The organism is Gemmatimonadaceae bacterium (genome assembly GCA_030647905.1).
Lineage (GTDB): Bacteria > Gemmatimonadota > Gemmatimonadetes > Gemmatimonadales > Gemmatimonadaceae > UBA4720.
The window spans coordinates 449,041-461,669 of the sequence record JAUSJA010000026.1 but is presented as its reverse complement, the minus strand read 5'-3'; the positions used below and the strand labels follow the sequence as shown (position 1 = coordinate 461,669).

At 62.5% G+C, this 12,629-nt stretch carries 11 protein-coding genes; 1 reads left to right on the top strand and 10 read right to left on the bottom strand.

All coding sequences use genetic code 11. The annotated features are described in order from the left end of the window. Nucleotides 1-2 precede the first annotated feature (2 nt). Complete coding sequence (locus tag Q7S20_08365) at nt 3-1,031, bottom strand: MoxR family ATPase (protein ID MDO8501844.1); 1,029 nt, start codon at nt 1,029-1,031, stop codon at nt 3-5. A gap of 181 nt (nt 1,032-1,212) precedes the next feature. Then, on the bottom strand, nt 1,213-1,695 hold the full coding sequence (locus Q7S20_08360; protein ID MDO8501843.1) for a hypothetical protein: 483 nt from the start codon (nt 1,693-1,695) through the stop codon (nt 1,213-1,215). Nucleotides 1,696-1,889: 194 nt separating this feature from the next. Between Q7S20_08360 and Q7S20_08355 the strand changes: the two genes are divergently transcribed. Next, entirely contained in the window at nt 1,890-2,828 is a 939-nt protein-coding gene (locus tag Q7S20_08355) for a pyridoxamine 5'-phosphate oxidase family protein (GenBank protein ID MDO8501842.1), read from the top strand. 39 nt (nt 2,829-2,867) lie between these two features. Here the strand turns inward: Q7S20_08355 and Q7S20_08350 are convergent, their stop codons facing one another. From Q7S20_08350 to nosZ, 8 genes are all read right to left on the bottom strand, one after another. Continuing rightward, nucleotides 2,868-4,850 (bottom strand): heavy metal translocating P-type ATPase, encoded by a 1,983-nt coding sequence (locus tag Q7S20_08350; GenBank protein MDO8501841.1) that lies wholly within the window; start codon nt 4,848-4,850, stop codon nt 2,868-2,870. Nucleotides 4,851-4,855: 5 nt separating this feature from the next. Beyond that, a complete protein-coding gene (locus Q7S20_08345) occupies nt 4,856-5,821 on the bottom strand; it encodes a universal stress protein (protein MDO8501840.1) in 966 nt (321 codons plus the stop codon). 146 nt (nt 5,822-5,967) lie between these two features. After that, nucleotides 5,968-6,429 (bottom strand): hypothetical protein, encoded by a 462-nt coding sequence (locus Q7S20_08340; protein ID MDO8501839.1) that lies wholly within the window; start codon nt 6,427-6,429, stop codon nt 5,968-5,970. A gap of 4 nt (nt 6,430-6,433) precedes the next feature. Next, nucleotides 6,434-6,901, bottom strand: coding sequence for a plastocyanin/azurin family copper-binding protein (locus Q7S20_08335; GenBank protein ID MDO8501838.1), 468 nt, complete (start codon nt 6,899-6,901; stop codon nt 6,434-6,436). 65 nt (nt 6,902-6,966) lie between these two features. After that, complete coding sequence (locus Q7S20_08330; protein MDO8501837.1) at nt 6,967-7,791, bottom strand: ABC transporter permease subunit; 825 nt, start codon at nt 7,789-7,791, stop codon at nt 6,967-6,969. Next, a complete protein-coding gene (locus tag Q7S20_08325; GenBank protein ID MDO8501836.1) occupies nt 7,788-8,501 on the bottom strand; it encodes an ABC transporter ATP-binding protein in 714 nt (237 codons plus the stop codon). Before Q7S20_08325 ends, Q7S20_08330 begins: the two co-directional genes overlap by 4 nt. Next, entirely contained in the window at nt 8,498-10,351 is a 1,854-nt protein-coding gene (locus Q7S20_08320; GenBank protein ID MDO8501835.1) for a nitrous oxide reductase family maturation protein NosD, read from the bottom strand. Before Q7S20_08320 ends, Q7S20_08325 begins: the two co-directional genes overlap by 4 nt. 61 nt (nt 10,352-10,412) lie before the next feature. Continuing rightward, nucleotides 10,413-12,437 (bottom strand): Sec-dependent nitrous-oxide reductase, encoded by a 2,025-nt coding sequence (gene nosZ, locus Q7S20_08315; protein ID MDO8501834.1) that lies wholly within the window; start codon nt 12,435-12,437, stop codon nt 10,413-10,415. Between the last annotated feature and the right edge of the window lie 192 nt (nt 12,438-12,629).

Genomic DNA, 12,629 nt, shown 5'->3' with positions numbered 1-12,629 from the left:
CCCTAGAGCTTGATGTCGCTCTTCGGCGGCTTCACGTCCTCGAGCAGTCCGTCAATGAGCTGCTCCACGGTGATCCCTTTCGCTTCCGCCGCGAAGTTGAGCAGGACTCTGTGCCGTAGCACCGGCCTGGCCACGCGCACGATATCTGCGGGTGACACGGCAAATCTGCCGGCGAGGAGTGCATGTGCCTTGGCGCCGAGTATGAGCGCCTGTCCCGCGCGCGGGCCTGCACCCCATCTCACGTACTTCTTCACCATTTCCGACGCGTCGCTCTCCGCCGGACGCGTCGCCCGCGCGAGTCGCGCCGCGAACCTCAGCGCCAGCTCGGAGGCGGGAATGTCGCGAACCAGGCGCTGCAGCGCTCTCGTCTCCTGTCCGTCTATGACGGGACGTAGCGGCTCGAAGTCGGCGCCTGTCGTCGAGCGAAGAATTCCGACCTCCGCGTCCTCGTCCGGATATCCGACGCGCACGTCGAACAGAAAGCGGTCAAGCTGCGCCTCTGGCAGCGGGTACGTTCCCTCCTGCTCGATCGGATTCTGCGTCGCGAGCACGAAGAACGGCTCGGGCAGCGGCATCGTTTCGCCCGCGGCGGTGACGCGGTGCTCCTGCATCGCTTCGAGCAGGGCGGCCTGCGTCCGCGGCGGCGCGCGATTGATCTCGTCGGCGAGAACGATGTTGGCGAAAATCGGTCCCTTCACGAAGCGGAACGAGCGGCTACCCGTCGCCGTGTCCTCTTCCATGATCTCCGTGCCGGTGATGTCGCTCGGCACGAGATCCGGAGTGAACTGGATGCGGCGGAAAGCGAGATCCATCGCTTCGCTCACGCTGCGGATCATCAGAGTCTTCGCGAGACCGGGTACTCCGACGAGCAGCGCATGGCCGCCGGCGAGGCAGGCCATGAGAATCTCCTCGATCACGGTCTCCTGACCGACGATCCGCTTCGCCACTTCGGTGCGGAGTCGCGCGGCTGCTTCCAGCAGTTCTTCCCTGGATGAGCTATGTATTTTCGCGGTAACTGACTGTAACGCCATGGCCACTCTGGTTAGCGAACCCGACCCAATGCCGTAACCTACGCCTCCACCCTGCTGAAAGCATCGCCTGATAACTGCCAGTCTTTCGGACGCGGTGTAGTTCCTTCAGCGGAACGCTCGCACAAAGAGGCCGGAGCAACGAGCTCCGGCCTTTCTTATGGCGCAGCAACAAGGCTGGTCGCTAGTTGTCGCTGTCACGAGCATCAGGTGCAGACGGCTGCGTCACGCCTGAGCGAATTTCCGTGTGCCTGACCTGCCCGCCAAGCAGCGCCGTATAACCCATCAGTCCGCTCGCTCCGATAGCGAGGACCAGGCCGGTGATCGTCAGCCAGCGAGGGAAGGGCTTGCGACGGAATACAGCAAGCGCGGAAAGCGTAAACGCCCCTATCACGGCGAGACCGATCGTCGCTACAAGCGCGAATTCCTCGTGCTCCTCGGTGATGGACTTGGAGAAGCCCGGCAGCTTTTCGATGGAATCCTGGGCGGGCTCGCCCGTGAAATACACGATAATCGAGATCACTCCCAGCGCAGCGAGCAGTCCAAAAGACACCTTGCCGAGCTCGCTGCTTCGGCGAAGCACAGCGATCCCCAGCAGGACGACACCTATGATCGCTCCGATTACCGGAAAGTGGTTGAGAAGAAGGTGCAGATGGGTGAATGACATTTGAGGTTCCTCAATGGATGGAGGACACATGGCCGCCTGTGAAGGTAGCGCATGAGGCCGACGCAGTCAGTCGGCGCCTGCCCGTTTCGGCGTACGCGGCTTCCCTGTGGAGCGTAGCGGAAAGCCGGACTATCCGGAGGCACGATCCATGAGATATTTCAGCGACTGCAGTTCAATCGGAGACGAAGAGACCAATGGCCCGCCAGAATCCGCCGATCCCCCAGTTCCACACCCTCGACAGCGTGCAGTGCGAGAAGCTGCTCAAAAGACACGTTGTCGGAAGGCTTGCATTCGCGCTGCACGATCGAGTGGAGATCGTGCCGGTGCACTTTGTCTTTTCCGACGGATGGATCTACGGCCGCACGTCGCCTGGCGAAAAACTCCTGACGCTGTTGCGAAATCGCTCCGTGGCGTTCGAGGTGGATGAGTATTCCGGACTCTTCAGCTGGCAGAGCGTAGTCGTGCATGGCTCCTTTTATCTGCTTGAGCGCGGCGAGGACGAGCTGGACACGACGTACGATCACGCCATGAGTGTCCTTCGCCGGCTGTCGCCCGGAACGCTCACTGAGAGCGATCCAGTTCCGTTCCGCACGCAGCCCTTTCGCATCAACGTCTCGAAGATGTCGGGCCGCGGTGCGGAGCCGGAGGGAGGCAGCATCCAGGAGCCGACGGCGGAACATATGGTGGACACGACGACTCCTGAAGCCGATGTGCTCCTTCACCGGCGAGTGGCCGCCGTGGCGGCCGATATCCTTGGCGCCAATTCGCATCTCGTCAACATCACCGCCAGCGATGGCGTGGTGATTCTCACGGGCTTGGCGGAGTCGGCGGCGCAGAAGCGATCGCTCGAGAAAGCCATTGGAGGAATCGGCGGAGTCACGGCGATCGTTCAGCAGCTCGACACACTTTGGCCCGCCAAGGCACATCGAACGCCAGTCGAGCTCGCGCGCACCGCGGTTGCCGCACTGCGGTCCGAAACACCTTCGGCCAAAGGAATCACTCTCGTCATTGACAACGACTGGGTCCGCGCCGAAGGCACACTAGCGTCCCCGGCCGATGCGCAGGACGTCATCCGGGCACTGGACTCGGTGCCCGGATCCCGCGGGGTGATCAACCGGCTCGCTATCGGATAAAGCTCTGGACGACGAGCAAGCTGCAGCCGGCCTGCCTGATCATCCGGGCAGCCGTCCGTCCGCTGCTGGCCCGTTCATGTTCCCGGGGTTTCCCGTGCTTTTCCCCGAGTAGCTTGCTCGCAGGGCATTGGCTATGACGGCCAGATCCACGGCTTCCTGAAGCATCGCTCCAGCGATCGGGGGAATCATTCCCAGAGCGGCAGCCGCCATGCCCACCGCGCTGATCCCAAGCCCGGCGATGATGGACTGACGAGCGATGCGCATCGTCCACCGACTGATCTCGATAGCATCGGCAACCCTCGCCGGATCGTCGGCCAGCAGAATGACGTCCGCCGCTTCCGTCGCGATTCCCCGACCATGCGCGGCAAGCGCGACGCCGACGTGCGCCGCGCTCAGGGCGGGGGCGTCGTTCGTACCGTCGCCGAGCATTATCACGCGCTCTCCCGCGGCGATGAGCTCCTCCACGACATTCACTTTCTCTTCGGGAAGCATGTCGCCGTGCGCTTCGCGAATTCCCACCGACGCCGCCACCGCCCGCGCATTCTCGGCACGATCGCCGGAGAGCAGCACCATGCGCCGCACACCCAGATCCGACAGGCGCGTGATGAGCGACGCCATGTTCGGCCTGATCATGTCGGCGTAGTCTATGAGACCGGCGAGACCCCCGTCGATGGCCACGTACGCGCGCAACGATCCGCTGTCGCCACGGGCCGCGTCGAGACGCAGAATCATCTCGGCCGCGCCGGCCAAGCGCTCCACGATGTATGATCTCGACCCGACGGCGACATGCCTTCCCTCGATGATTCCGTCCACACCGCGCCCGGGATCCTCCACTACATTCTCGGCCAGTGGCGGAGCCACACCTCGGCTTTCGGCATACTCGACCACGGTTCGCGCGAGAAGGTGTCCGGAGAGATGCTCCACTCCGGCCGCGAGCCGAAGCAGCTCTGTTTCGCCTGTCGAGTCGAGCGCGATCACATGTGCCACGCGTGGACGGCCGATCGTCAGAGTGCCGGTCTTGTCGAACACCACCGCGGTGGTGCTGCCCAGCGCTTCGAGTGCGCCGCCATTCCTCACGAGGATCTGGCGGCGTGCTGAGCGATTCATCCCGCCGAGTACTGCGACCGGAGTGGCGAGGATCAATGGACACGGTGTCGCCACTGCGAGAACCGCGAGCACTCTGTCCCAGTCTCCCGAGCCCCAGTATGCCGCGGCGCACAGCGCCAGCGTCAACGGCGTGAACATCACGGCATAGCGATCGGCGATACGCTGCAGCGGCGTCTTGCTCGCCTGCGCCTCGCGCACGAGCGCGACGATCTTCGCATACTGACTCTCCCGCGCCAGCGCCAGCACGCGGATGACGAGAGGACCTTCCTGATTGACGCTGCCACTCATCACCATGGTGCCGCGCGTCGCGGGAACCGGCATCGGCTCCCCTGTGAGACTGGAGGTGTCGAGCTGAGAACGCCCCGATACCACTTCTCCATCGCACGGGATCAATTCCCCGGGGCGGACGAGCACGCTTTCTCCGCGTTGCACTTCGTCCACGTCCACATCCTCGACGACTGCCCCGCTCATGCGATGCACTGTGCGCGGCGCCGCTTCTTCCAGCGCGCGCAGCGCCTCGCTCGCCCGTCCTGCCGCGAGTTTCTCGAGCGCTTCGCCTCCGGACTGCATCAGCACGATGACGAGACCGACGATCGGCTGAACGAGCAGGAGCGCGGCAATCACGGCAAGCGAAGCGACGAGGTCCGCGGCGAATCTTCCGCGAACCATTCCCCGCGCTGTCTGCCAGAGGATCGGGAGCGCAGTGACGACCAAGCCAGCCATCCAGATCCGGTGGCGCCAGGCCGCCCCGCCGGCGAAAGGAGTGGCGAGAGCCCCTGCCGCGATGACGAAAACGACTCCAATGGGCGTCGCCCATCGGGCGAGAACGTCCCTTGTCATGATGTGTCGGGGCGGAGACGATCCGGCGTACGGATCGCTGACCTGCGTCGGAGCCGCCGAATCAACGGCGCTCACACTACTCAGGTAATCCCCGCATTGACTGTCTCCCGATTCGTTGTTTTCGGCCAAGTGATGGCTGGAACGGGCTCGACGACGACGAGGACCGGAATCTCCGCCTTCCGCAAGACCGCGCCCGCTGCGCTCCCGAGGAGTGCGCGCCGTACCGGACCGGCATGGCTACCCATCACGATCATGCTTGCTCCATACATGTCCGCGGCCGCGAGAACTTCCTGAGAGACTTCACCGAAAACGACCTGCGACTTCACTCTCTCAGCGGGCACTCCGGCGTCCACGAGCTTCTTCTTCCACTCACTGGTTTCTTCGCTGAACACGCTATCGATCTCCGCCTGTGTCAGGTCGGACTTCCCCTGAGTCACGCTGGACATGGAGAGAACGTGACTGAGAACCGCCGAGCCGATAACATGCAGCGCGATCACTTCTGCGTCGAATCGCCTGGCGATTCTGGCAGCCCACCCCACGATGAAGGGCACGACGGACGAGTATGTCAGCGGCACCAGGATCCTGACCGGATCGGGAGTCGGAGCGGGATTCGCGAGAAGTACCGGCACATGTGACGATCTCACGAGCCGGTCCGCGGTACGACCAGTATACCCGCGGACGTGTCCGTTCTCGCCATGCTTGCCCACCACGATGAGCTCCGCGCCAAGATCGCGGGCTGTTTCCGCGACCGCATCCGCGGGTCTTCCCTCTCTTACTTCGACGCGAATGCGCGTGTCCGGAAAGGACGCACGCAGATCCTTGAGTCTGCTTTCCGCTCCTGCACGCGCGGTTCTCAGCAGCGACTGAGGAAGCGGAAAGCGGTCGGCAAGGAATCCCCCTATTTCAGGGATCACGAGCGCATGCACGAAAACGAGCTCGGAATCAGGCCCGACCCAGTTGGCTGCCCAGCTTGCGGCCGCGTAGGATGAAGGACTGAAATCGATCCCGACGACGACGCGCGACGGCACGGATGAGTTGTCTGTCACCGGATGCTCCTTTGTGGCCTGATCAGAATCGCGGGCATGATCATCTCCGCACGAACGATCGGAGAATCAACCGGCCGCGTCAGTCAGGGGAGACTCCCTATCGGCGTACGGTTTTCCCGCGCAACATGACAGTGGCGCTCAGGCGCTCAGGCGTTGGCCCGCGCGACAGGCAAGCCCCGGTCTTTCATTGACTCAGCTGCCTTGGCTCTCGCCGACGCATCGTCGAGCGTTCGCCAGATATTGACGATGAAGCAGAATGCGCCAATCGCGCTCAGCGTACCACCCGCGACCAGTGCGATCTGTCCGGGTTGCGACAGACTGGGCCTGAGCATGAATCCAGTCACCATCAGCGCCAGTCCCGTGTTGGCAGTCCACCAGTGGACCCCCGGAAGCTGGCGCCAGTGAAGCGGACTTCCCGCGAATCGGGGCAGGACATGATATCCCACCCCGAAGATCATCATCGTCACGAAGCCGAGGAGACTCATGTGCATGTGCGCCGGCCGATAGATGATCCACGCCGGATGCGCGGCCATCGCGACGCCCAGGGTGACTCCACCCCCGAGCCACGCCATGCTCGACTTCACGAACCGGCGGACGAACCAGTCCATCGTGTCAGTGCTCGTCCTTTTCGACGTCGAGATGTCCCTTCATTCCGAGCGCCGCGTGCGGATCGCACTGGAAGTAGTATTTGCCCGGCTCGAGCGACACTACGAGGTCATACGTCTGATCGGGCAGCTGTAGCATCTCGCTGGCGGGCGGAAGGCCCGTCTTGATCGTGTTCGAGTCCGGAAGGAAGTGCACGTTGTGCACCCCTACCTTGTTGATGTAGCGCAGCACATCACCGCGGTGCGCTTCGATCTTGTTCGGCTTGAAGTAGTTGCCGGTTGCGTCCGTCCAGGTTTCGATGAGAATCGTATCGCCGGTCGCTGCTGCACCGGTTGCGGCTGGTGCGCCGGAGGCCGCCCCAGGCGTCGGCGCCTTTTCGCCCTCTTCCTGTTTTTCGGCCTTGCACCCGACGACCATCAACGCCGAACAGAAGGTGAAGGATGTCAAAAGAGTGCGCATATGCTTCTGGTGCATTGGAGTCCTCGGAGTAAGAGTGAAAAGCCGGCGATGTCGTGACCCGGATGCCGGCGGTCGGGTCGTCAGAAGTCTTTTCGATTGAACGCCACGAACCCCCATCCCAGCGGAACCGCAACCCAGGCGCTGAGCGCAATGGCTATGACCGCTTCGCCACCCGCGTAGGAGAAGAAATGGCGGAACACGGCGCCAGTGTAACCCATCAGCGCGGACACGTCAAATTGAAGCAGAAGCGCGATTCTGACAAGATCGATCGGGTTGGCGAGTGACGCGGCGAGCAGCGATCTCTCGATCGAGTGATCGGACAGAAGCGCCACCGCCATCAGCAGCAACCCGTCGTAGACGAATGCCATCAGCAGCCAGATCGCCATCCCTGCGCCGAGGCCCGTCAACCGGTCCTCGAACCGGAGTGCGATGCAAAATGCGATGCCCGTGAACACCGCGATCAGTGCCGCCGCCCCAACGAGCATCGAGGTAAGAGGCATTCTCTGCTCGGGAGGCAACCCGTGGACGATGAACGGGAGCATGATGCCGGCGACGAGCGCCGCGATGAGCGGCACGGCCAGGCCGACATACAATCCGCCGAACAGTGTTCGCCTTTTCAGCGGCTGTGCGAGGAGCAGCTCGATGAACTCGCGGCTGTTGTACAGATAGATCGTTCCGTAGACGACCGTGACGAGAGGCACCACGAAGAGAACGAGATTCGCCAGACTCAGCAGCGTTCTCGCATCCCCGCCAGTGAATCGGATGAGCCCTTCCGTGACGAGCGCGAAGAATCCGAAATAGTACGCAAGCCACTTGCTCCTCACGACGTTCCGCACCTGCGGCTTCGCCACGCGCCAGGCCCCGGCCGGACGCCAGTCGCTCGCCTGAAGCGCCACCGCGGTCATGCCGCAGCTCCGCGTTCCATCAGCTCGGCAATCGCGCGCTCGAGATTGGTCTGCCGCGTGATGTTTTTTATCTCGCTGAGCGATCCGCTGAAGCGCACACGCCCTTCGCTGATGAAGATCACGTCCTCCGCGATTTCCTCGAGCTCGGCCATGACGTGCGACGTGACTATGAACGTTCGGCCAGCATTGCGGTCCGCGAGAATCTTGTCCTTGAGAACGCTCGACGCCCGCGGATCCAGCCCGGAAGTCGGCTCGTCGAGGATGAGCAGTGCGGGGCGAAACAGAAATGCCGCAGCCGCATTCACCTTCTGCCGCGTTCCCCCCGAAAGGGCGCTCAGCTTCTTGCCGAGGTCGGCGCGAAGCCCGAAGCGCTCGATGAGATCCTCATCCCACTCCCCCGCATCGGGCCGCAGGTCGCGCAGCATGGACAGGAGCTCCGTGCCGGTGAGATTCGACGGAAAGCGCGCGATCTGCGGCATGTATCCGATGCGCCGGCGATAAGACTCGTCACCGTTGATGCGCGCTCCATCAATCAGGATCTCTCCCTTGTCCGGCTTCGTCAGCCCGAGAATTGACTTGATGAGCGTCGTCTTCCCGGCCGCATTGGGACCCACGATGCCGGTCACACGGCCGGTGACGATCGCCGCGTCGATCCCCTGAAGCACCTGGAGGTCGCCGTAGCGCTTCTCCAGACCGGAGATGCGAATCATCCGGGTCTCCGCATCGCCGGCTTTGGATCCACGAAGAATTGCGGCGTAAGCGACGGCATCGCCCTTTCCGCGGCATCGAGAAGCGCCACCAGAGTGCTACGCAGCAGCACGATCGCCTGCGGATTCCGCTCGACGATCATCGAGAAGAGACGAACCGGCGCGTGCGGTACGTCGCCGACACCATCGCGGTCGAGATCGTAACCCCGATAGGCATCCCAGAAATTTCCCTCGAATACCGTGGACGGCTGCGCGCTGTTCGTCGCGACGTCGAACGTATTATCGAGAAACGTGTTGCCCTCGAAGCGGCCGTTCTGCGTGCTGCCCTGGACCTTCACCGCCCATCCGTTGCCGATAAACGTATTGCCCGACGCGTGAATGCGATCGGCACCGTCGGCAAGAAGTCCTGTTGTGTTCCCGCGAAAGACATTCCGCTCGATCCTGCTGTCCGCAATCTCCTTCAGGAGAAGGCCGTAAGCGGCGCTCCCCCAGTTGTGCTCGAACCGGTTACCCGTCATCTCCACCCGCTTCGTGTACATGACGGCCACGCCCGATCCGTTGGACCGGAAAGTGTTCCCAACGTACCGGCAGTCATCCGAGTACATGAAGTGGAGGCCGTAGCGGATATTCTTCTCGCTGAGATTTCCTTCCACGCGCGTGTCGTGCACGAACTCGAAGTAGATGCCATCGCGGAATCCGCTCACGACGTTCCGTTCTATCGAGATCCCGCGCGACGACCACAGATGGATCCCGTTTCCCGACCCCGCTTCCGTCTTTCCGCTGGCATGAAGAGTATTCCCGTCGATTCGGCAGCCGGTGACTTTGGCCAGATAGATCCCGAAAAAGCCGTCGTCTATCCTGTTGCCTGTGATACGACAGTCACGCGCATCCGATACCCTGATGGCGGCGCGGTCCTGCACGTAGCTCGCTCCCACCCGCATGAATCGCAGGCCGCTGACGATGACGTCATCGGCCTGGATCTTCAGTATCTCCCCCTTGTTCTGTCCGTCGAGAACGGGAAATCCTTCGCCAATGATCGAGACGGGCCGGCTCACCACTACGTCGTGCGTCGCGTAGCTGCCGGACCTGACCACGATGCGCCCGCCGTCGCGCACGAGCTTCAGCGCGTCGCTGAGCGAACGCACCGGACCCGACACGGACACGACGACGGAATCCGCCAGCGCATCCCTCCTCGCCGCGAGCGGAGCGACATTGCCGGGCAACAGAAGCGCGAGCCCCGCCGCCGCCTGAGTGCCGACCGCCCTGCTTCCGCGTATGGCTGCGAACAGACGGCGACGCGGAACGAGCGCGATCAACGCGACGACGAATGCAAGGCCCGCAAGCCACCCGCCCGCCGCCGGCCACGACGTCGCCGTGAAGTTGAGCAATTGCTTGCTCCCGATCAACGGCGGCTGATACGACATTCCGGGCACTTTGATGATCGCGTCAGGCGCAAGGTTGTGCCCGTAGTCGTACGACCACCGCCAGAACTCGAACATCGCGGCCGCTCCTCCCGCCGCGATGAGTCCGAGCCACGACCACGCCGCCCACCGCCGGCCCCAGAGCGCGACAACAAGGCCAAGCACCACGAGGCATGCCACCGCGATCGGCATGATACGCAGCACCGGGATCGCTTCCGGTACTATGGCCTTCATGCCGATGTAGTGGTTGAGGCCGTTGATATTGTTGAGATCGGCCGGCTTGATGCCGGTGATCGTGTTGATCCTGATCAGCATCCCCAGCCCTTCCGGATACTGGGGAGCGATCAGGTTAATTCTCCACACAGGTACGGCGAAGACCGCGGCGAGCAGAATGGCCGATATCGCGATCAGAATTCTCGATTGTCTGGTCATCTCAAATCGTCCGGTCTTGCCGTCTGCTCGCCGTGTTCTTCATCGTTCTGCCGCGCCGCCTTCAGCGCGGTGCCGACGGTCCCGCGCCCGCCTTCGAGTTGCTGGTCTGATTCTGTGCCTTGGGACTCGTGTTGGCCGTCAGCTGCACGGCCGATCCGGGCGCCGACACCCTGATGTACCCCTGCATCTCCTGATGCAGCGCCGAGCAGAAGTCGGTGCAGTAGAACGGATAGATGCCGGGCGCCTTCGGAATCCACCTCAGCGTCCGCGTCTCGCCCGGATTCAGGATCAGCTCCGAATTCTCGGCGCCAAGCACCGCAAACCCGTGGAGGACGTCCCAGTCCTGCTCAATGTTGGTCACGTGGAAGTATACCGTGTCGCCGACCATCACCCCCTCGAGATTGTCAGGAGCGAAATGGCTGCGGATCGCAATCATCTTCACGTGCACCTTCTTGCCTGCACGCGAGATCCCGCCTTCGCTCTCCGCCTTCGTAACGTAGGGGCTCTTGTTGCCGGCCAGCGAGAAGAACTTGACCTGCTTGTCCTTGAGCATTGACGCCGGCAGCGCCTGCGCGTAGTGCGGCTCTCCGATCGTCGGGAAATCGAGCAGCAACTTCATTTTTTCGCCGCTGATGTCAATGAGCTGCGCGCTCTGGGCCATCTCGGGACCCGTCGGGAGATAGCGGTCCTTGGTGATCTTGTTCATCGCCACCAGGTACTTGCCCCACGGCTTCTTCGAGTCGCCGCCCGGAATCATCAAATGGCCGATCGAGTAGTATGTCGGAATCCGGTCAACCACTTCCCACGTGCCAAGCTTCCACTTCACGACTTCTGACGAGATGAACATGGACGTGTACGCGTAGCCCTTTCCGTCGAACTCGGTGTGCAGCGGTCCAAGCCCCGGCTTCTGCACTTCGCCGGCGATCACCGACTCGTACTTCACGATCGGAATGCCCGAGAGCTCACCGTCGAACGCCTTGTCGGCGATCGCCTTCTTGAGCTTCGTGAACGAGTGTACCGGGATCATGCTCGCCAGCTTGCCGCCCGCGACGATGTACTCGCCACTAGGATCTATGTCCACGCCATGCGGGGACTTCGGAGTCGGGAGATAGTACACAACGCCCGGGCAGTCGCGCGGATCGAGCATCTTCACGCTGGTCTTCGTCTCCACTCGCGCGGAGCGCGTGGACTCGTCCATCCAGTTGTGCATGTACAGCGAGGGGAACGTCTTCGCCTTTCCGTCCGCGACGCACTTCTCCGCCTGTGCGTAGTTCACCGCAGCGATGTAGTCCTTGTCGTTCTGCGACGCGTTGGTCTCGAGCTTGGTGTTGGCCTGCTCGGAGTTGTACGACGTGAAGAAGAACCAGCCGTCCGACGGGCCCTTGCCGGAATGGCCGAGGTCATAGTTGTAACCCGGCATCAGAATCTGGAACGCGATGTCCATCTTCCCGGGCTGGTCCGCCTTCACGAACGAGAGCGTGCCCTTGAAGTTCTGCTTGTATGATTCGATCGGAACGTCGGTGTTGGGCACCGGAACGCTGAACCGCGTCGCCGATACGACGTACCTGGTGTCCGGAGTCGTGAACGGTGACGCGTGTCCACCCGCGGCGTTCGGGATCTGGATGATCTCATCCGTCTCGAAGCGCGTCAGGTCAATGCGCGCGATGCGCGGCGTGTTGTTGCCGTTGATGAAGAGCCACCGGCCGTCGGGAACGCCGTCGGTCATGGACAGCTCCGTATGGTGCGTGTCGTCCCACGGAATGAATCCGAAGGTCGTCTGCAGCATTGGTTTCGTCTCTTCGTTGTATCCCCAGCCGTTCTCCGGATTCTGGGAGAACACGGGAATCACCTTGAGGAGACGACCCGATGGAAGGCCGTAAACGGCAACCTGTCCGCTGAATCCGCCCGACAGGAATGAGTAGAACTCGTCATATGAGCCCGGTGCCACATACACGCGGGAGGCAGCATCACCGCTGAGAACGCTTTCTTTGCTGGTGCCTGGCCGTGAGCAGGCGAATGCGAGCAGCGCTACGGCTCCGGCGCAGGTAGCTCCCACGAGCATCCTGCGTTTCAGTACGGGTTGCATGAAGACCTCGGGAATGATTGGTGTTTCGTAATCGCTGGCCACTCCACGCAACTCCCTCGCATGAAGTGGCCGATCAATCCGAAGCTAGACTTCCCGTAGAGTGACAAAATCGGAGATTCACCGAACTTCGGTAAGGGTTTCCCTGACCCCGCCGTTCTCTTGACGTGGCTGGCGGGGCCGACCGCCAGCCGT